This is a genomic window from Pseudanabaena sp. UWO310 (assembly GCF_006861605.1).
GTDB lineage: Bacteria > Cyanobacteriota > Cyanobacteriia > Pseudanabaenales > Pseudanabaenaceae > Pseudanabaena.
Genome location: NZ_SELU01000057.1, coordinates 19,883 through 38,017, shown reverse-complemented (window position 1 = coordinate 38,017; position 18,135 = coordinate 19,883). Strand labels below are relative to the sequence as shown.

Below are 18,135 nucleotides of genomic sequence, written 5' to 3'. Positions count from 1 at the left end.
GATTCTGGCTTTATATTTGGTACTTCATTAAATCGCAAGTCCCTTACCTAAATTATGCCAAATCACAAAATGGCATAGCCATCTTGTGATTTGGTATTAATCAGCGATCGCAGGGACGATCAGTTTGCGTGCATTATTATAGTAACCAATCAATGATTAGTGGATTAATATTAGATTTAAGTCTATGATTACGATAAAATAATATATTGCTAAAATTACCGACTTGCTAGTTTTGATCACAAATTCAAGCCTCAACATGGCGATATACTGAGAAGCATCAAGGTATATCTACTTAATTCACATAATTAATAGAGTCATTTGCTAAAGCAATAGCCCAATCAGTGACTTAAAATAACAAACGTTTAGGGTTTGTTGGGTTTACCTCAGCCAATCCTAAATAACTAGCAACAACTAGCAACCCTAGCCAAAGCAACAGTTTACAGAGTAAAGAGGCGATCGCAAATCATGGTGATGATTGAAACCAAAGCCGAACGCATGGTCATAAATATGGGACCTCACCACCCATCCATGCACGGCGTTCTCAGACTTATCGTCACGCTAGATGGCGAAAATGTAGTCGATTGTGAGCCTGTTTTAGGTTACTTGCATCGCTCAATGGAAAAAATCGCCGAAAATCGCACGATTATCCAATATTTGCCCTACGTGACCCGATGGGATTATCTCGCAACCATGTTCACCGAGGCAATCACCGTCAATGCTCCCGAAAAGCTAGCCAACGTACCAGTGCCGAGACGAGCCAGCTACATTCGCATGATCATGCTAGAACTGAGCCGCATCGCCTCTCACCTACTGTGGCTCGGCACATTCGTTGCTGATATCGGTGCTCAAACCCCATTTTTCTACGTATTCCGCGAACGGGAAATGATCTATGACCTGTTTGAGGCCGCAACAGGAATGCGGATGATGCATAACTATTTTCGGATTGGGGGAGTAGCCGCAGACTTGCCCTATGGCTGGATCGAGAAATGCGAAGACTTTTGCAATTACTTCACCCCAGTGATTGACGAATACGAAAAATTAATTACCAATAACCCCATTTTTCGGAAGCGGGTTGAAGGTTTAGGTACGATTACTCGCGACGAAGCAATTAATTGGGGCTTATCGGGACCAATGCTGCGTGGTTCGGGCGTAAAGCTTGATTTGCGTAAAGTCGATCACTACGAACTCTACGACGAACTCGATTGGAACGTGCAATGGGAAACCAGTGGTGACTGTCTTGCCCGTTACCTCGTCCGTGTTCGTGAAATGCGCGAATCTACAAAAATGATTTTGCAATGCCTGAAGCAAATTCCTGGCGGTTCCTACGAAAACCTCGAAGCCCAAAGAGTACTTGCGGGTCCTAAGAGCGAATGGAATTCCATGGACTATCAGTTCATTAGTAAAAAACCATCGCCTACATTTAAGGTGGCGGCAGGCGAGCATTACGTTCGTGTTGAAGCTCCTAAAGGCGAACTGGGTGTCTATATCATTGGCGAAGATAGTGTCTTCCCTTGGCGGTTTAAGATTCGTCCACCTGGATTTATTAATTTACAAATCTTGCCCGAACTAGTGCGCGGTATGAAACTCGCCGACATTATGGCAATCCTTGGCAGTGTGGACATTATTATGGGTGAGGTAGATCGCTAATGTACGGTGGAATTGATTTACAAAGATCTTTAATTGAAATCCTGACAGGGCTGGGTCTCCCCGCCGATGTCGCTAAAGTCATCTGGATGTTATTGCCGATGGCAGTCATGGTTTTGGGCGTAACCGTAGGCGCATTGGTTTGTACTTGGCTAGAGCGAAAAGTCTCTGCTGCTGCCCAACAAAGAATTGGTCCTGAATTTGCTGGCCCTTTTGGTCTTTTGATCCCCCTTGCTGACGTAGGCAAACTTTTAATTAAGCAAGGTACGATTCCTGCTAAAGCCGATCCTTTGCTTTACACGATCGGTCCTGCCTTGGTATTTACCTCCGTCTTTTTGTGTTATTTAGTGATCCCCTTTGGTCAGAACCTGATTATTTCTGACATTGGTACTGGCGTATTTTTTATCATTGCGATTTCTAGTGTTGCTCCCATTGGTTTGCTGATGGCAGGGTATTCCTCTAACAACAAATACTCGCTCCTTGGAGGTTTACGGGCTGCCGCACAGTCAATTAGCTACGAAATTCCTCTAGCTCTAGCGGTATTAGCGATCGCTCTGATGACTAACGGCTTAAGCACCATTGATATCGTCAATCAGCAGGCGGAATATGGGATTCTCTCATGGAATATCTGGCGGCAACCGATCGGCTTTGTCATCTTCATCATCGCCGCGCTAGCTGAATGCGAACGTTTGCCCTTTGACTTGCCAGAAGCTGAAGAAGAACTGGTTGCAGGTTACCAAACTGAATATTCAGGCATTAGATTTGCTTTCTTTTATGGCGGTTCCTACGCCAACCTGTTACTAGCTGGTTTACTCGCTTCCATCCTTTATCTGGGTGGTTGGGAATTACCATTTCCGATTGACAAAATTAGTGATGCTCTGGGCATTGAGGCAAATACCGCTTGGTGGCAAGTTATCGCCGCCTTTATCGGACTAACGGCAACCCTAGTTAAGACCTACGCCTTTATTTTCTTTGCAATTCTCTTGCGTTGGACAGTTCCCCGTGTACGGATCGACCAATTACTAGATTTGGGTTGGAAGTTCTTGTTGCCCATTGGACTGGCAAATTTACTAATTACCGCTGCACTCAAGTTAGCTTTTCCTTTTGCATTTGGTGGGTAGTCATTAGCTTTTAGCCTAACCCAAACAACTATTTCAACAAAAACAAACTAACACTATGCTGAAATTTCTTAATAAAGTTGGCGAATATACCAAAGATGCCGTTCAAGCAGCGAAGTATATTGGACAGGGGATGTCGGTAACATTTGACCATATGCGTCGCCGCCCGATCACGGTGCAATATCCTTACGAAAAGTTGATTCCCTCGGAGCGCTTTCGCGGACGCATTCACTTTGAATTTGATAAGTGTATTTCCTGCGAAGTCTGCGTACGTGTATGTCCGATTAATTTGCCTGTAGTTGATTGGAAATTCAACACAGAAATGAAGAAAAAGGAACTCAAGAGTTATAGTATCGACTTTGGAGTATGTATTTTTTGTGGTAACTGTGTTGAGTACTGCCCTACTAATGCGCTATCAATGACTGAGGAGTACGACCTATCCACCTTCGATCGCCATGAGTTGAACTTTGATAGTGTTGCTCTCGGAAGGATGCCAACCAAAGTTACTGAAGATCCTTTGGTAACGCCAATTCGTGAATTGGCTTACTTGCCCAAGGGTGTGATGGAAGGACATGAGGTTCCTCATACGGCTAAGCGTGCGGGGCTACGTCCTGAAGAAATTGCCGAAGCTACTGCTGAGAATAAATAAAAATCACAGCAAAACATCAAGGTAAAACATCAAGCTAAATGTGGCTAAGCGGCGTTTAGCTTGACTCTAGGTAAGACTATTGAAGGAGATTTTAATGAGTAATATCGGTCTAGGTGATGGTTCGCAAACCGTATCCCTAGTTGTCTTAACAGGAATGCTAATAGCTTCAGCAATGGGCGTGGTTCTGTTACAAAACATAGTCTATGCAGCCTTTTTGCTCGGTGCATGTTTTATTAGTGTGGCGGGTTTGTATCTACTCCTGAATGCTGATTTTGTCGCTGCGGCTCAAGTTTTGATCTATGTTGGTGCGGTAAATATCTTGATCCTTTTTGCGATCATGCTGGTTAATAAGCGTCAAGATTACCAAGATGTTAAGTACGGCGCTTTACGTAGTGTGGTGACAGGGGTTGTTTGTTTGGGGCTATTTGCACTATTGGGAGTGACAGTAACTTCGACAAATTGGGCGATCGCTCCGAGTATTGCCAAACTGCCTTCCACAATGGTTGTCATTGGTCAGCATTTCTTTAGCGATTATCTGCTTCCCTTTGAATTAGCCTCGATCTTGCTATTAGTCGCATTAATTGGGGCGATCGTTTTGGCTCGTCGTGAGCTAGTCCCCGATGTGGTAAAAGTGGGTCAAGTTGATGAAGAATCCCTTGAGTTACTGGAAAAGCCTAAAGAGCAACTTGTCGCTTCTAAATAGATTAAATAGATCGATCGCTACCGATGGTAGTGGTCACGCTCTGAGTAAATCAGCATAATTAAAATCCAGATCTAAAACCTGCGGCGCACGCTGCGCTTGCGCCGCAGGTTTTAGGGTTTTACATTTAATTAAGCCCACTTACTTATTAGTAATTGAAATTAATAGTAAACAGATATGTCTTTAGAACCCTTTTTGATTATTGCTGCCGCCTTGTTTTGTATTGGCATCTATGGATTAATTACCAGTCGTAATGCCGTGCGCGTATTAATGTCGGTGGAGTTGATGTTAAATGCTGTCAATCTTAACTTGATGGCTTTCTCTAACTTTCTCGATTCTGCGAGTATTCGGGGTCAAGTCTTTACGATCTTCGTTATTTCGATCGCTGCTGCTGAAGCTGCCGTGGGACTAGCGATCGTTTTATCAATTTATCGCAGCCGCGATACCGTTGATATGGAGCAGTTTAACCTGCTACGTTGGTAAAGTTGCCCAATTAAATAGCTCTAAAAAGATGAGTGGCGATGCGAAGCATCGCCACTCATCTTTTTTGTTTAAAAGCCTGTACTGTTTATTTATAGCAACGTAAGGTTTGCTTAGGACATAACCCCCTAAAGATGAGTGGCGGCACTTCGCGCCGCCACTCATCTTTAGGGGGTTATGTGTTGCTATAGTTTATTTAATTTAACTGTTGCACTTAATCAATTGTACTTAATTGTACTTATTAGATATGACTCCTTATCAAATTGGCTACCTAGTTGGGACTTTAGTAACTCCGCTCATCCTGATGCTAGTTATTGGTACTATTTACTACTGGATTAAAGGCGGACGGATTCCTTATCGTCAGGCAATCCTGAGTCGATGGGTGATTGTGGCGAGTTTGATATTATTTCTGCTCGGATTGGTTGGAAGAGCGAACTCTTACCTCCAGCAAGAGTCGAGTCATGTTTATCCTGAAAGGGATATTAAAGCCTTTACTGAGGGTTGTGTCGGTAGTGCTACAAAGAAGTTAGATATTCAGGCGGCTGAAAGTTTTTGTGCTTGTTCCATTACAGAAATCCAGAAAGCCTATACCTATGGTGAATTCAGAAAGTTCGATGCAGAGATGAACCAGCAAAAGTCCATGCCATCTGGGATTAAAAATATCGTTACCTCATGCGCTCAAAAGCCTTGACTCCATATGCGGATGGTGACATTGTGACGCGAACGGTAATATTTGGGGTAATAAGGCAAGCACAATTTCTAAAAATTCGAGAACAACAAATGGTTTAGGATTGATATATGGCAGTCCTAAACCATTTGTAGATTTTTGGGTTTGTGGAAGTGCCCCCCTTTTGGGGGCGCTTCCACAAACCATTTAGGATTGATATATAAATATCTTCATTTTTATAATTTCTAATAAGCAGCCTGTCCTATGATCGCAACTAGCGAAATCTCGCCCATAGCCACTCTGTCGATGCAAATTAGCGCAGTATTGGTCTGGCTCGGCTTAGTATTTCTGGCTTCAAATATCTTGCATCGCTTCAAACAAGATCCAGAGTTAGTTCGCAAAGTTGTCCATATTGGCACGGGTAACGTCTTACCGATCGCTTGGTGGCTGCATTTTCCCACATGGTTATGTGTGAGTGCGGGAGTGACCTTTAGTGCGATCGCTCTAGCCTCTCACTACATCAGTGTTTTGCCTATGCTCAATGATGTGGGACGCAAAACCTACGGGATATTTTATTACGCTCTCAGTATTACGATTTTAGTAGCGCTATTGTGGGATAGATTTCCTGAATATGCGGTAATTGGTGTGATGGTGATGTCTTGGGGCGATGGCATGGCAGCACTCATTGGCAAACGCTTTGGTAAACATACTTTTGTCCATATGGGCAATAAGCGCAGTCTGGAAGGCTCCTTCGCGATGTTTGTCACCAGCGCGATTGTGATGGTGATTATTTTGGTGCTAGCTAAGGGCTTTCGCTTCCGCGATCTTGGGGTTGTCATTCCTGTAGCGGCGATCGCCGCCATTCTCGAAGCCTTTTCTCCAGGGGGAACTGATAATATTTCCGTTCCCCTTTCTTCCGCTTTTTTGAGCTATCTGCTGGAATCAACATTCTAAATTTATACCGAAGGGTTTTCAAAGCTGAAAATGGCGGAGCCATTTTCAGCTTGAAAAACCCTAAAGCCCAGTAATACCAAAGCTCAAAATGGCGTAGCCATTTTGAGCTTTGGTATTACTGGGTTTGGGTTTCAATTCACAAAAGTGTTGTCACACTTTCGTAAATTGGTATAAGGTTTTGAAAAACTAAAAATGGCAACGCCATTTTTAGTTCTGGTATTACTTATGAATGGAGATAGCGATAGTAATGCCAGAGGAGATGGGCAACAACGCCACGGTAAGGAGTTAGAGGAGCAACTAAAGCGATCAGTTCCTTTGCCGTCGGTCGAATGCTGAGGTTCTTTAATTTTTGATAGGCGACTTGGAGCGCTAGATCGTTGGCTGGCAGGATGTCTAGGCGCTGAAGGCAGAATAGTAAAAATATTTCTACCGTCCATTTGCCGATGCCTTTAATCTGGAGGAGTTGGGTGGCGATCGCTTCATCTGGCAGTTTGGCAAAAGATTCTAGATCGATCTTTCCTTCTAGAATTGCCACTGCTAGGGTTTGGCAGCAAGCAACCTTTGCACGGCTTAACCCGACTTTTCGTAATTCCTCTTCGGCACAGGTGGCAATAGGTGAGGGCAAAATCTCTAATGACTCGCTGAGTCGCAAAAAGATGGCATCGGCAGCTTTGGTAGAGAGCTGTTGTCCGACGATGATGCGAACGAGGGAGGCAAAGGTGGGTTCGTAACTTCTTATTTCTAAGTTGCCAGCGATGGTTTCGATCTGCTGAAAATCGGGATCGAGTAGATAGAGTTGGGCGATCGCCTTGCGGAAATCTCGATTGGGTTTGGTTAGTTCCACTGTTTTTCCAGTTCCAATAGTGCTTGCTTTCGGGCGACTCCCCATCGATAGCCACTGAGCGAACCGTTACTCCCCACGACGCGGTGGCAGGGAATGGCGATCGCTATTTTATTCGCTGCACAGGCTGAAGCAACGGCTCGAACTGCCTTGGGTTTCCCCATCTGGTTGGCAACCTGCTGATAACTGAGGGTGCTGCCTAGGGGAATAGACTGTAATACTTGCCATACCTGTTGTTGAAAGGCCGTACCCTGAATGTCTAGGGGCAAATTTATGCTGCGCTGTGGCATGGCGATCGCTGCTACGACATCGGCTACCCATGCTTGGAAGGTGAGATTGTCGTTACAAAATTTGGCTTGGGGAAATTGCCGATGGATTTCGCTAACCAGTTCATCGGGGTTATCGCCGAGGGCGATCGCACAAACTCCTAGTTCGGTTGCGGCAACTATGACCCACCCCAACTTGGTATTTTCTATCGCTAAGCGGATTTCCTGATTTTGCGCTCCTTGTTTGTATTCCTTGGGTTTCATTCCTAATATATGGGGGGCTTCAGTATAAAAGCTACTGCTAGATTCATAACCTACTGCATAGAGGGTATTGGTAATCGAACGATCTTGGGGGAGGCGATCGCGTAAACGTTTTGCGCGATCGCCTTTGGCATAGTCTTTAGGTGTGACTCCGACAATCTGCTTGAATACCCGTTGAAAATGATAGGGGCTTAAGCCTGCCATCTGCGCCAACTCGTTTAAAGAGAGCATTTCCGCCGAGGCTTCGATGGTTTTGCAGATCTTGGCGATTAGTTGCTCGCGTTCTGTTTGTGGCGAGTCGGTATGGGGCTGACAGCGTTTGCAGGGGCGAAAGCCTGCGGCTTCAGCTTCGGTAGTGGTGGCGAAAAACTGGATGTTGTTGGGTTTTGGTATGCGGGACTTACATTGCGGTCGGCAATAGATACCTGTCGTTTTCACGGCATAAAAGTTGGCTCCTTCTGCTGGCGGATTGCTGGCAATTATTGCCTCCCATCGGCGATCGCTAGCAGTAAATTGCGTCATAGCGAAATACCTCGTAACTACTTCGTGACTACTTTGATATCCTATGTCACTAGACTTGAGGGTGAATATCTAATTCTTGCGATCTAATTCTTGTCTAAGCTAAAACCAGAGCGTATCGCCTGCGTAGCGGGCGGTACGCTCTCTTTAGCTACTTAATTTGCTGAGGGCGAGCCGAGAATGGCGCGAACTAGTACGGCGAAGGCGAGGATAATCCCAACGGTAGGATTATTAATAATTGCGGGGATGTTGTCGGTGGTTGTTGGTGATGGCGCGGAGGCGATCGCTTGAGTCGTAACTTGCTTTTGAGCTTGTGGCTGAATTTGTGGCTGAATTTGGGTTTGAGTTTGGGTCTGAATTTGGGTTTGAGTTTGGACTGGCATAATTTTTTGCTCCGAATTAAACTATGCAATCACTATGAAATATGGCTGCTTGACTGACTTTGCGTGATTTGCGCGACTTGCGTGTTTTGGTGGCTTCGTTGATGGGCTTCGACTTCGCTCAATCCCTGATCGCTTCGTTGGGTGAGCGGAGCCGAACCCAGATTTTGCGTGACTTTAAAAAATGCCAAAATAGTTTTTAGATGGTTGAGGTTTAGCAATGTCAAGATCGCTACGGGCTTCTGAGGCGGGTATCAAGCAGATTAAATCGGCGATGAAACAGGGTGGTTTCACGCAAGAGGCTCTTGCTAAGGCTCTAGGGATTTCGCGATCGGTGATTACGGTTTTGTTTCGGGGAGAGGGGATTGATCGAGCAAATTTTGAGGAGTTGTGCAAATTTCTAGAACTGGATTGGCGCGATATAAGGGGTGAAGAAACGGGAAAACCTTTAATGATGACTGAGGCAAAGGAGGAGGAGGTAACCGTTAAACAGGTGGGAGCCGATCGCCTGACTGCTGGCGGTGATATTACCGTAACGATCAATCAAATAGTTGGTAATTCGGATAAATCGCCTGAAGCCAAAGATATGCCGAAGGTGAGTATTGAGGATTTGGTGAAATTGGTTCGGGAGAGATGCGCGGATGATATTCGGGAGCGCTGTGGGACGATGCGGGTGTTGGACATGACACAACCTGTGGATCTGGATCGGATTTATACCGATGTGAATATCATTAAGGATGTGATCGGGCGGCGGCGGATTGGCTATGACGAGGTGATGGAGGTTTGCACCCGTGAGCATTTTGATCGCTTTTTAGTGGGGACGATTAAAGAACGGGTGACAGGATTTGCTGCCGTAGAGGAATTTCAAAAGCTGGTGGTATTGGGTAAACCGGGGGCAGGGAAAACCACGTTTATGAAATATTTGGCGATGTCTTGTCTCGGTGGAAGATTTCATGGGGAACTTGTGCCGATCTTTGTGACGCTAAAGGCTTATGCAGAGGAGAGGGGACAGCCATCGCTAGAGAATTACATTTTGACGGAATTTGCCAAGCGTAAAGTATCGCAGGATGTGGCGAAACAGTTGCTGGATAACGGTAGAGCCTTGATCCTGTTGGATGGATTGGATGAGGTAAAGAAGGAAGATGATCGCCGTGTTAAGCAAGATATCGATCGCTTTTCGCGGGATTGGCTAAAAAATCGGTTTGCGATTACCTGTCGGATTGCGGCGCGAGAATATCAGTTTGAGAAGTTTACGGAAGTCGAGGTTGCCGATTTTGATGATGGTCAGATTGAAACCTTTGTGAATAATTGGTTTCGGGAAAGGGATGCGGCAAAAGCGGAACGGATGTTAGAAAGGTTAAAGGGGAATAAACCTGTTAAAGAATTGGCAAAAAGTCCTTTGTTGCTGACGCTTTTATGTTTGGTATTTGGAGAGCGTAACGACTTCCCGCCGAAGCGATCGGAACTGTATAAGGAAGGTTTGGAAGTATTGATGAAAAAGTGGGATGCGAAGCGCAATATTGAACGAGAGATCATTTATAAACATCTGTCGCCGCAAAATAAGGAGGATATGCTGGGACAGATTGCCTTTAATACCTTTGTGAATGGTGAATATTTCTTTCGGCAAGAGGATTTGCAACGCCAGATTAAGGACTATATCTGTAACCTGCCTGAAACCTCGGCAGATCCTGAGGCGTTGCGTCTGGATAGTGAGGCGGTGCTAAAAGCGATCGAGCATCATCATGGGTTGTTAGTGGAGAGAGCAAGAAATATTTATTCTTTTTCCCATTTGACTTTTCAGGAATATTTTGCAGCGCGAGAAATTGAGAGAGAAAGACATTTTGAAAGATTGATTGAGAATATTTCTAATCCTCGATGGAAGGAGGTTTTTTATCTGACTGCGGAAATGTTGAGGCGATCGGATAGTTTCTTACTATTAATGAAGGATCACATTGATGAAATATTTAACAAAAATGACGACTTACAAAGGTTTTTACTCTGGTTAAATCGAAAAGTATATGTATCATCAAAAAAGTATAAAATGGTTGCTTTAAGGGCTTATTTTGCCTACATAGCCTTTTCCTTAAGCATACTTAAAAGTTCAGTTTTACTCACTCTTGATAGTGAGCATTCTAAAACTCTGGCTCAATCTCTCATATTTAACAAGGCTTTTGATAAATCTGACACAATTAGTATTGCCTGTGGAGTCGATAGTAATTTTAGTTGTGATATATCCAACAACTTTAATCTTGATGTAAATTGCAAAACAATTCAAGAATCTCTCCAAATAGTGCAAATGATTAGAAATGGATTTATTAATCTAAAAATAGAAGGTCAAGAATTTTTTCAATGGTTTGAAAGTAATGGAGAAGATTGGAGTCAAAGTTTCCATCAAGTATGCCTAGACAGCTTAAATAAAAGTTTCGGTTTTGATTGGCAGTTTTTTCCCTCACAACTAGAAGTATTTACCCAATATTACGCAGCCAATCTCCTCCTTGTCGAGTGCATGAACCGCAGCTACGTCAGCAAACAAGTCCGCGAAGAAATCGAATCAACGATGCTGTTGCCAAGTAAAAAGTAGAAAGGCAAAAGGAAAAAGCTTATTTATTTCCCCCTTACTACAAGACTCGCTATAATCAACCTACAGTAAAGAATTAGGTATATGAACAAATTTACTTTACCCGTAATCATAGAAAAAGATGAGGATGGATACTTTGCCTCTTGTCCTTCTCTTCAGGGTTGCTACACACAGGGCGATACCTACGAAGAAATTTTAGAAAATATTAAAGACGCAATTTCCCTCCACATTGAAGATCGGCTATTGAGTGGTGAAGGATTACCCAAGATTGGACAGATTAGCCTTACATCAGTGGAGGTGACTGCTTGAGTCCTCGTTTACCTAGAGTCAATGCTAACGAAGTCATTCGTGTGTTAGAAAAAATTGGATTTGTCCTTACCCGACAAAGTGGAAGCCATAAAATATATAAAAATGATGAAGGTCGCAGGGCAACTGTCGCCTATCACGGTTCGACAATTCTCAAACCTAAGACATTGAAGAGCATCCTGAATGACGCTAATTTGACAGTTGAAGAGTTTATAGAATTACTGAATGATTAATTCCCCTCTAAAATCGTTTTCAAAGCTGCCTTATAGTTAGTGGACAAATTGCGATCGCCATCACCACAGCCGATAAAACCACTTTGCTTTAATAGGAAAGTAGGATCGCGCTTTTGCTCTTGAAGATATTGATAATAAAAAGCGATCGCCTGTTTAATAGTCTCTATCTCACTTTCCTGAGTTTGTTGCTGGATATAGGCTAACTTAGCAGTATGTTCATCATCAAGAACAGCATTAATTTGAGCAGCCATAATTTAATTTCCTTTTTCCTTTTTAGTAGACTTCGTCATGAGAGCCAATATTAATCAATAGAATGGCTTCAACGCCATTTTCATGATTTTGGACGAACTGAAACAATATCCGATAGCTATAATCAACAGAACAAGACCATATATCCGATAAATCTCCCATCAACTTATGAGTCCTCAAACTTGGATGAAATGGCTCCTCAGCTAATTGCAGTAAAGTCTTTTCAAGCAAAGGACGCAGTTGAGGATTTTTGCGAACTAGCCGTTTAAAAGCTCTGATTGATTTAGGAGTCCAACCAATTTCTCTCAACTATCCAGATCCGCTAAGAAATCACTAACAGAACCAAACTTAACTTTCCCTTCCAAGTACTCCTGCTGAACCTCTTTGACCTCTTGGATTACTTGCTGACTTTGGCGTTGTTTCAAACGATTACTTAAAATGTTAAGAAGCACAACTTGATCTTGCAAAGATAAAGCCTCTACTGCATCAATCGCCTTTTGGAATGAAGGAGTTTCTAATACCTGATTTACAGTACTTTGCATAAAGAGTAACCTAACAACCTATTTGATTATAATCAATATTTCTCAGTGGACAAATTGCGATCGCCATCACCACAGCCGATAAAACCACTTTGCTTTAACAGGAAAGTAGGATCGCGCTTTTGCTCTTGAAGATATTGATAATAAAAAGCGATCGCTTTACTAATTCCAGATGATCGATATAGGCGATCGCGCTAAAATAATGGCATCGGCAACATAAAATCTTGCAAGGGAGACGATTATATGCCATTAAAAGAACTCTTAAACGAAGCTAAAAATTTAGACCTTCAAGAGCAAATTCAACTGGCTACACAATTATTGCAATGGGTAGAAATAAAAATCAATCAAAAGCCTCAAGACTCCTCATCCAAACGCTTACGCCAAGCAGGACTAGGTTTAGGATCTTGTATATTTACAGCTGACTTTGACGATCCATTACCCGATGAATTCTGGCTTGGAGAAACATGAAATTATTGTTAGATACCCACACTTTTATGTGGTAGCATAGCGAGCCAGAATATATTCCTAAAAATACCATGACCTTACTTCAAGATCCCCACAATGAGGTAATTCTTAGCGTGGTAAGTCTATGGGAAATACAAATCAAAATTCAATTAGGCAAACTTACTCTTAGAGACGATCTAGAACTCATGCTAAAGATTCAGCAGGAGCAAAATAATATCAGCCTAATATCTGTAACACTTCCTCATATTTTAGAATTAAAAGCTTTACCATTACACCATAAAGATCCCTTTGATAGAATTCTCATAGCTCAGTCTAAAGTTGAAAATGCAACTTTAATTAGCCGAGACTCAGTTTTTAAAAATTATGAATGTTCGTTGATTTGGTGATGGTTATTTACAGGGAAACAGGATCGCGCCTTTGCTTTTGAAGATATTGATCATAAAAAGCGATCGCCTGCTTAATAGTCACTAAGTTTAAGAAACCATTTAAGAATTGGATAGATCCCCCCCAGCCCCCCTTAAAAAGGCGGGAGAATTAAATTCTTCCCCCTTTTTAAGGGGGATTGAGGGGGATCTCTTAGAGTTTTTGACCGCAGAAAGTAATTCTTAAATGGTTTCTAATAGTCACTAAATATCTGGGCATAATTAAAAACCCAGAATCAAAACCTGTAGCGCACGCGCAGCGTGCGCTACAGGTTTTGGGGTTTTATATTTTGTTGCTGATAGGCTAACTTAGCAGTATGTTCATCAATAAGAACAGCTTCACCAAACTTAACAGTAGCCCCATGACCAATGCCAACCTCCCCCGCCGTGAAAGTTTAGTCAATCGCTTGATTTTTGGGCTGACCACTAGCATTTCCCTGCTAGCCACCGCCGCCTTGATCCTGCTGCTGCATATCCAGCAAGGCACGCCCGAATTAGAAGCATTTACAACATGGTTGGCGATCGTCGTACTTTCGACGGGACTAGGTTCGGGGTTATTCGTTGCCATTTCGATCATTCGCAGCATCCAGCCACCCCTCCTCGAACTTGCCGAAGCCGCCGAAGAGCTATCAACGGGCAATCTATCAGCGCGATCGCAATTAAATCGCGCCGATGAAATTGGCGAATTTGCCAAGGTATTTAACCGCATGGCTATGCATCTGGAAACCAAAACCGCCACCCTCGAAGCACGCGATATCCAATTTGCCCTACAATCCCTCGATCGCGTTTTAGTTAATACCACCGATCAATACAAACTCATCAAGTCCAGCCTCGAAGAAATTTGCAAACTTACGGGGGCGCAACTCGGCAGCATTTACCTTTGGGAAACCCCCACCGCTCGCCCCGATGGATGCCTAGTACTGGCGGCGGAATGGGGATATAAAACCAGCCAAGCGCTCACCGAGATTACCCTAGGCGAAGGAATTATCGGTCAAGCAGGACAACTAGAAGAAGCGATTATCTGGGAAGGCGATCGCCTCAAAGGACAAACCCTCGTTTACCGCACTCCCGTAGGCGACCTGTTACCCCAGAGTTTGTCAGCCTATCCGCTCATGCTGCGGAGCAGCCTCGTTGGCGTACTGTTTTTAGGCAGTCTTACCCCCCTATCCGATCGCGGTCGAAATATCCTGCAATCCATCGGTCGTCGTCTCGCCACCGCGATCAGTAACGCGCAAAGTATTGAGATGATCGCCCGCCAGCGAGAAGAACTAACTACCGTATTCGAGCAGCTTGCCGATGGCGTATTGCTCAGCGATCCTGCGGGAAGAATTCTCAAAATCAACTCCGCAGGACGGAAGATCCTCAGCTTTAATGCTTTAAGTTCTCCCAATGGCGTTCCCGCTTCGCCCGTAATTGCCAAGTCGATGGAAGAGATTGTCAAACAGTTTGACATTAGACATCAGGATGGGGAGCCCGTAGACCTCGCTAATCTAGTTGTCTTTCGGGCGATGTCTACAGGGGAAGTAGTTGAAGATCAAGTGGTTTTGCGTCCCCCCGAAGGCAATGAAATAATTCTCAGTACCAAGGCAGCCCCATTGGTGGGAACTGAATCGGAACTGATCGGAAGTGTGATGATTTTGCGGGATGTCACCGAGCAGCGCTATCGCGATAAGGTGATGCAAGAGACCAACAAAATCATGATCGAACAGCAGAAACGGATGAGTATTTTGCAACGACTCACCAACTTGATCAATCAACAGTTACAGGATCTCGATATCCTGTTGGAATCGGTGGTGGAAGCTACCTGCGACGCGATTATGTGGGCGGAGATCTGCGTAATTGCCCTCTATAATCCCAAGGAGCAAAAATTAACCCTATCGGCAGTGAAAGGCTTGCCCGATGATTTCCCCCTGCAAGAATCCTTTGATTTAAATGCTCAAAATCTCATTGCCCAAGTTTTTAAGGAGGGAATTCCCATCGAAGTCAAGGCGGGAGAATCGCACCTAGTCGAATCTCTACCCGTCAAAAGCGCTTTGTGCGTGCCTATTGAGTCTAGCCGCTCTGGTCGTTTGGGTGTACTAGCGATCGGGCATTTTCATTTAGAACGGGCAAGTTCTCGCGAGGATCTCAACCTCTTAGCATCCTTTGGCGTACAGGCGGCGATCGCGATCGGTAACGCACAACTAATCAACCAAATTGAAGCCCAAAATGCTCAATTGCTAGAGGCAACCCAACTCAAAAGCCAGTTCCTCGCCAATATGAGCCACGAACTGCGAACCCCGATGAATGCAATTATTGGCTTCTCGCAGGTGCTGTTACGTCAGCGGCGCGATGTCCTTTCCTCTAGCCAAGTCGATATGGTAGAGCGGATTCTCCGTAATGGTAAAAATCTGCTGGATTTGATAAATGATATTCTCGACCTATCCAAAATCGAAGCAGGGAAAATGGAATCCCATCCAGAGTTATTTAACTTGGATGAACTCATTCATCATACCTGTGAAAGCCTACAACCCTTAGCCAGTGTTAAATCTCTTAACTTCATTTTTAAAAACGAGATTGGTTCCTGTGCGATCTTTCACGATTCCATTCGCATTAAACAGGTGATTACCAATTTAGTTTCTAACGCAATTAAGTTTACCGATTGCGGTGAAGTAGTTGTGGAACTGAAGTATGCCAATAATTCTGCTTCCATACCCGAAATTGCGTCTTCTAAAGAAATCAAAGAAATCAAAGAAATTAAAGAAATTAAAGAAACACCTGTAGAGACCAATTATTTATCAGAGGAAGTTCCATCTTCTCCCTTTGCAAAATCAAATATCCTCATCTCGGTGAGGGATACAGGTATTGGCATTGAGCCAGAGTTTCAACGTACGATTTTTGAACAATTTCGGCAAGTCGATCAATCCTCTACCCGCAAGCATGGCGGCACTGGTTTAGGACTAGCCATTACGGAGCAATTGGTCATTCTCATGGGTGGAGCGATCTATGTTGAGAGCGTCGTGAATCAAGGCTCTACCTTTACGGTGGAGCTGCCCCCACGGTTGAGCGTTTAGCGTCATCAAGGGCTGTAAGTGCAGCCACTCAAGATAGAGAGTTGCGGCGCGAAGCGCCGCAACTCTCCCTAATATTAGCCCTTTGCACTCAAATCCAAAGCCTTGCCTAGTTACCTTCCACCTGTGCGCGATATTCACTAGCTGACATCGTGCCCTCTAGTTCAGATATATTGTCAATATTTACCTTTAAAAACCACGAGGCTCCATAGGGATCTTCTGTAATATTTTCTGGCTCGTCTAATAACGCTGTATTAGATTCAATCACAGTTCCCGTCACAGGCGAATAGAGATCTTCTACCGCTTTGACCGATTCAATCGTACCGAAAGTTTGTCCTTTTTCGACTTTTGCGCCTACCTCTGGCAGATCGAGAAACACAATATCACCAAGCTGGGCGATCGCAAAAGCGGTGATTCCCACGGTGACAACATCATCCTCAACGCGAATATATTCGTGGGAATTAGTATATTTTAGGTCTTCAGGATATTCAAACATTTTGGTACTTTTTTCTTTGTTTCTGAATTCTTTGTTTCTGAGTTTCTATTGTAGACAAAATAGTGAAACACACCTCAACAAAGAAATATAGCGATCGCCAAATGTACTAGGACATAAACCCCAAGAATTGACTGGCGGCGCTTCGCGCCGCCAGTCAATTCTTGGGGTTTGATTTGTCCTAATTCAAGTGACTGTAGCGCTAATACCAAAGCTCAAAATGGCTATGCCATTTTGAGCTTTGGTATTAGCGCAATGATTCGTTTTTTATTCGGCAACCTCTTCAATCTCGTTCGTAATTTCCAAGGGTTCGCGTTTAGAAAAGCCCCAGAGGAAAACCAGCCCAATACAGCTAAGCATCAACCATTCTGGAGGAACGAGACTATCGGAAAATACTTTAATAAACAGACGCATCCCCACCAACAATACGATCAGATAACCTGCCGATTCAAGGTGTGTAAATTCGGACAACCATTTAATAAATAGCCCAGCCAAAAATCTTAAGGCGATAATCCCCACTACGCCACCAATCAGCACTAGCCAAGTCTCCTCGGCAACTGCTACCGCCGCAGTCACACTATCAAGCGAAAAGGCTAAATCCGTCAGTGACACTAGAGCCACCACTTGCCATAGCTTATCGGCCATGCGTACGGGGTTCTTGGTATCGTGATCTTCTTGGGATTTTTCCAAGAAGAATTTACCAGAAAGCCACAGCAGATATACCGAGCCTGCCAGTTCAAACTGCCAATATTTTATGACCCATGTCGCGGTAAAAATAAGCACTATACGTAGTACAAATGCTCCAATCAAGCCATACCGTAACGCCCATTGCTCTTGCTTGGGGTCGGGCAAACTCCGTACGATCGCGGCAAGGGCGATCGCGTTATCAGCCGACAAAATTGCCTCTAGGAGAATCAGCACCCCCAAAATGGGAATAACTTCAGGTCGAAAGGATAAAGCATTCGTGTCTAGAAACTGCTCGAACATTCAGTACGATCCATGACAAAACATCAACAAATACTACAAGTATACAAAATCATTAGACCATCGGAGAGTTAATTAAAATAGCAGATATCCTATCTAATCACCGATATATAATACCAATTCCCCAAATGGCATTGCCATTTGAGGAATCTCAAATCCTTACTGGGTTTGTTTTTTAATTCACTGAAGTGAGCCAAAACTTCAGTGAATTGGTATAAGTAGTTCAGCATAAATAAATATAAACCCCAAAGAAGATTGGCGGTGCAGAGCGCCGCCAATCTTCTTTGGGGTTTTAGTTTTATAGCTGTCGCCAATTGTACTAGGACATAAACCCCAA

At 43.9% G+C, this 18,135-nt stretch carries 21 protein-coding genes; 13 read left to right on the top strand and 8 right to left on the bottom strand.

The features are described from left to right. The first annotated feature begins 465 nt into the window (after positions 1-465). The 7 genes from PseudUWO310_RS17300 to PseudUWO310_RS17270 all read left to right on the top strand — a co-directional run bounded on the left by PseudUWO310_RS17300 (position 466) and on the right by PseudUWO310_RS17270 (position 6,212). The gene (locus PseudUWO310_RS17300) at positions 466-1,647 is read left to right on the top strand and encodes an NAD(P)H-quinone oxidoreductase subunit H (protein WP_142603464.1); all 1,182 of its coding nucleotides are present in this window, start codon (positions 466-468) and stop codon (positions 1,645-1,647) included. Further along, positions 1,647-2,765, top strand: coding sequence for an NADH-quinone oxidoreductase subunit NuoH (nuoH, locus tag PseudUWO310_RS17295; protein ID WP_009627745.1), 1,119 nt, complete (start codon positions 1,647-1,649; stop codon positions 2,763-2,765). The genes PseudUWO310_RS17300 and nuoH overlap by 1 nt, the downstream gene beginning before the upstream one ends. 58 nt (positions 2,766-2,823) lie before the next feature. After that, the gene (gene ndhI / locus PseudUWO310_RS17290; RefSeq protein WP_190316064.1) at positions 2,824-3,411 is read left to right on the top strand and encodes an NAD(P)H-quinone oxidoreductase subunit I; all 588 of its coding nucleotides are present in this window, start codon (positions 2,824-2,826) and stop codon (positions 3,409-3,411) included. A gap of 94 nt (positions 3,412-3,505) precedes the next feature. Further along, the gene (locus PseudUWO310_RS17285) at positions 3,506-4,114 is read left to right on the top strand and encodes an NADH-quinone oxidoreductase subunit J (RefSeq protein ID WP_009627747.1); all 609 of its coding nucleotides are present in this window, start codon (positions 3,506-3,508) and stop codon (positions 4,112-4,114) included. Between the two features lie 174 nt (positions 4,115-4,288). Further along, the gene (gene nuoK, locus PseudUWO310_RS17280; RefSeq protein WP_009627748.1) at positions 4,289-4,594 is read left to right on the top strand and encodes an NADH-quinone oxidoreductase subunit NuoK; all 306 of its coding nucleotides are present in this window, start codon (positions 4,289-4,291) and stop codon (positions 4,592-4,594) included. Positions 4,595-4,838: 244 nt separating this feature from the next. Beyond that, positions 4,839-5,282: a hypothetical protein gene (locus PseudUWO310_RS17275; RefSeq protein WP_142603460.1), complete on the top strand. Its 444-nt coding sequence runs from the start codon at positions 4,839-4,841 to the stop codon at positions 5,280-5,282. Positions 5,283-5,522: 240 nt separating this feature from the next. Beyond that, positions 5,523-6,212 carry a diacylglycerol/polyprenol kinase family protein gene (locus tag PseudUWO310_RS17270; protein ID WP_142603458.1) on the top strand — a complete coding sequence of 230 codons (690 nt, stop codon included), beginning with the start codon at positions 5,523-5,525 and terminating at the stop codon, positions 6,210-6,212. Between the two features lie 223 nt (positions 6,213-6,435). On the opposite strand, the gene PseudUWO310_RS17265 is transcribed toward PseudUWO310_RS17270, so the two are convergent. From PseudUWO310_RS17265 to PseudUWO310_RS17255, 3 genes are all read right to left on the bottom strand, one after another. Next, positions 6,436-7,056 (bottom strand): DNA-3-methyladenine glycosylase family protein, encoded by a 621-nt coding sequence (locus PseudUWO310_RS17265; protein WP_190316063.1) that lies wholly within the window; start codon positions 7,054-7,056, stop codon positions 6,436-6,438. Further along, positions 7,047-8,102, bottom strand: coding sequence for a bifunctional DNA-binding transcriptional regulator/O6-methylguanine-DNA methyltransferase Ada (ada, locus tag PseudUWO310_RS17260; protein WP_142603454.1), 1,056 nt, complete (start codon positions 8,100-8,102; stop codon positions 7,047-7,049). Before ada ends, PseudUWO310_RS17265 begins: the two co-directional genes overlap by 10 nt. A gap of 152 nt (positions 8,103-8,254) precedes the next feature. Next, positions 8,255-8,482, bottom strand: coding sequence for a hypothetical protein (locus PseudUWO310_RS17255; protein ID WP_142603452.1), 228 nt, complete (start codon positions 8,480-8,482; stop codon positions 8,255-8,257). Between the two features lie 217 nt (positions 8,483-8,699). Here PseudUWO310_RS17255 and PseudUWO310_RS17250 point away from each other — a divergent pair, with 217 nt between their 5' ends. The 3 genes from PseudUWO310_RS17250 (at position 8,700) to PseudUWO310_RS17240 (ending at position 11,596) form a co-directional block, all read left to right on the top strand. After that, on the top strand, positions 8,700-11,060 hold the full coding sequence (locus PseudUWO310_RS17250) for an NACHT C-terminal helical domain 2-containing protein (protein WP_142603450.1): 2,361 nt from the start codon (positions 8,700-8,702) through the stop codon (positions 11,058-11,060). Positions 11,061-11,141: 81 nt separating this feature from the next. Beyond that, positions 11,142-11,366, top strand: a complete 225-nt coding sequence (locus tag PseudUWO310_RS17245) for a type II toxin-antitoxin system HicB family antitoxin (protein ID WP_142603448.1) — start codon at positions 11,142-11,144, stop codon at positions 11,364-11,366. Then, positions 11,363-11,596 carry a type II toxin-antitoxin system HicA family toxin gene (locus PseudUWO310_RS17240; RefSeq protein ID WP_142603446.1) on the top strand — a complete coding sequence of 78 codons (234 nt, stop codon included), beginning with the start codon at positions 11,363-11,365 and terminating at the stop codon, positions 11,594-11,596. The genes PseudUWO310_RS17245 and PseudUWO310_RS17240 overlap by 4 nt, the downstream gene beginning before the upstream one ends. Here PseudUWO310_RS17240 and PseudUWO310_RS17235 read toward each other — a convergent pair. The 3 genes from PseudUWO310_RS17235 to PseudUWO310_RS17225 are packed head-to-tail and all read right to left on the bottom strand — an operon-like array spanning position 11,593 to position 12,387. Continuing rightward, positions 11,593-11,847, bottom strand: a complete 255-nt coding sequence (locus PseudUWO310_RS17235) for a CopG family transcriptional regulator (RefSeq protein ID WP_142603445.1) — start codon at positions 11,845-11,847, stop codon at positions 11,593-11,595. The two genes, PseudUWO310_RS17240 and PseudUWO310_RS17235, sit on opposite strands and share 4 nt — an antisense overlap. A 22-nt stretch (positions 11,848-11,869) precedes the next feature. Beyond that, entirely contained in the window at positions 11,870-12,154 is a 285-nt protein-coding gene (locus tag PseudUWO310_RS17230; RefSeq protein WP_142603443.1) for a type II toxin-antitoxin system YafQ family toxin, read from the bottom strand. Beyond that, positions 12,151-12,387 (bottom strand): hypothetical protein, encoded by a 237-nt coding sequence (locus PseudUWO310_RS17225; protein ID WP_142603441.1) that lies wholly within the window; start codon positions 12,385-12,387, stop codon positions 12,151-12,153. The genes PseudUWO310_RS17230 and PseudUWO310_RS17225 overlap by 4 nt, the downstream gene beginning before the upstream one ends. Positions 12,388-12,627: 240 nt before the next feature. Between PseudUWO310_RS17225 and PseudUWO310_RS17220 the strand changes: the two genes are divergently transcribed. From PseudUWO310_RS17220 to PseudUWO310_RS17210, 3 genes are all read left to right on the top strand, one after another. After that, the gene (locus tag PseudUWO310_RS17220) at positions 12,628-12,852 is read left to right on the top strand and encodes a hypothetical protein (RefSeq protein WP_055076421.1); all 225 of its coding nucleotides are present in this window, start codon (positions 12,628-12,630) and stop codon (positions 12,850-12,852) included. A 68-nt stretch (positions 12,853-12,920) separates the two neighbouring features. Beyond that, positions 12,921-13,235: a type II toxin-antitoxin system VapC family toxin gene (locus PseudUWO310_RS17215; RefSeq protein WP_223805722.1), complete on the top strand. Its 315-nt coding sequence runs from the start codon at positions 12,921-12,923 to the stop codon at positions 13,233-13,235. Positions 13,236-13,633: 398 nt separating this feature from the next. Further along, positions 13,634-16,324: an ATP-binding protein gene (locus PseudUWO310_RS17210; protein WP_142603469.1), complete on the top strand. Its 2,691-nt coding sequence runs from the start codon at positions 13,634-13,636 to the stop codon at positions 16,322-16,324. Positions 16,325-16,430: 106 nt separating this feature from the next. On the opposite strand, the gene gcvH is transcribed toward PseudUWO310_RS17210, so the two are convergent. Both gcvH and PseudUWO310_RS17200 read right to left on the bottom strand, forming a co-directional pair. Then, positions 16,431-16,817 carry a glycine cleavage system protein GcvH gene (gene gcvH / locus PseudUWO310_RS17205; RefSeq protein ID WP_142603439.1) on the bottom strand — a complete coding sequence of 129 codons (387 nt, stop codon included), beginning with the start codon at positions 16,815-16,817 and terminating at the stop codon, positions 16,431-16,433. 264 nt (positions 16,818-17,081) lie between these two features. Continuing rightward, positions 17,082-17,801, bottom strand: a complete 720-nt coding sequence (locus tag PseudUWO310_RS17200) for a TerC family protein (protein WP_142603437.1) — start codon at positions 17,799-17,801, stop codon at positions 17,082-17,084. Between the last annotated feature and the right edge of the window lie 334 nt (positions 17,802-18,135).

Excerpts from the sequence above, each read along its gene's own strand:
- PseudUWO310_RS17300 (WP_142603464.1), top strand. The coding sequence starts at position 466 with ATGGTGATGATTGAAACCAAAGCCGAACGCATGGTCATAAATATGGGA.
- nuoH (WP_009627745.1), top strand. The coding sequence starts at position 1,647 with ATGTACGGTGGAATTGATTTACAAAGATCTTTAATTGAAATCCTGACA.
- PseudUWO310_RS17285 (WP_009627747.1), top strand. The coding sequence starts at position 3,506 with ATGAGTAATATCGGTCTAGGTGATGGTTCGCAAACCGTATCCCTAGTT.
- nuoK (WP_009627748.1), top strand. The coding sequence starts at position 4,289 with ATGTCTTTAGAACCCTTTTTGATTATTGCTGCCGCCTTGTTTTGTATT.
- PseudUWO310_RS17275 (WP_142603460.1), top strand. The coding sequence starts at position 4,839 with ATGACTCCTTATCAAATTGGCTACCTAGTTGGGACTTTAGTAACTCCG.
- PseudUWO310_RS17270 (WP_142603458.1), top strand. The coding sequence starts at position 5,523 with ATGATCGCAACTAGCGAAATCTCGCCCATAGCCACTCTGTCGATGCAA.
- ada (WP_142603454.1), bottom strand. The coding sequence starts at position 8,102 with ATGACGCAATTTACTGCTAGCGATCGCCGATGGGAGGCAATAATTGCC.
- PseudUWO310_RS17255 (WP_142603452.1), bottom strand. The coding sequence starts at position 8,482 with ATGCCAGTCCAAACTCAAACCCAAATTCAGACCCAAACTCAAACCCAA.
- PseudUWO310_RS17250 (WP_142603450.1), top strand. The coding sequence starts at position 8,700 with ATGTCAAGATCGCTACGGGCTTCTGAGGCGGGTATCAAGCAGATTAAA.
- PseudUWO310_RS17245 (WP_142603448.1), top strand. The coding sequence starts at position 11,142 with ATGAACAAATTTACTTTACCCGTAATCATAGAAAAAGATGAGGATGGA.
- PseudUWO310_RS17235 (WP_142603445.1), bottom strand. The coding sequence starts at position 11,847 with ATGGCTGCTCAAATTAATGCTGTTCTTGATGATGAACATACTGCTAAG.
- PseudUWO310_RS17225 (WP_142603441.1), bottom strand. The coding sequence starts at position 12,387 with ATGCAAAGTACTGTAAATCAGGTATTAGAAACTCCTTCATTCCAAAAG.
- PseudUWO310_RS17220 (WP_055076421.1), top strand. The coding sequence starts at position 12,628 with ATGCCATTAAAAGAACTCTTAAACGAAGCTAAAAATTTAGACCTTCAA.
- PseudUWO310_RS17215 (WP_223805722.1), top strand. The coding sequence starts at position 12,921 with ATGACCTTACTTCAAGATCCCCACAATGAGGTAATTCTTAGCGTGGTA.
- PseudUWO310_RS17210 (WP_142603469.1), top strand. The coding sequence starts at position 13,634 with ATGACCAATGCCAACCTCCCCCGCCGTGAAAGTTTAGTCAATCGCTTG.
- gcvH (WP_142603439.1), bottom strand. The coding sequence starts at position 16,817 with ATGTTTGAATATCCTGAAGACCTAAAATATACTAATTCCCACGAATAT.
- PseudUWO310_RS17200 (WP_142603437.1), bottom strand. The coding sequence starts at position 17,801 with ATGTTCGAGCAGTTTCTAGACACGAATGCTTTATCCTTTCGACCTGAA.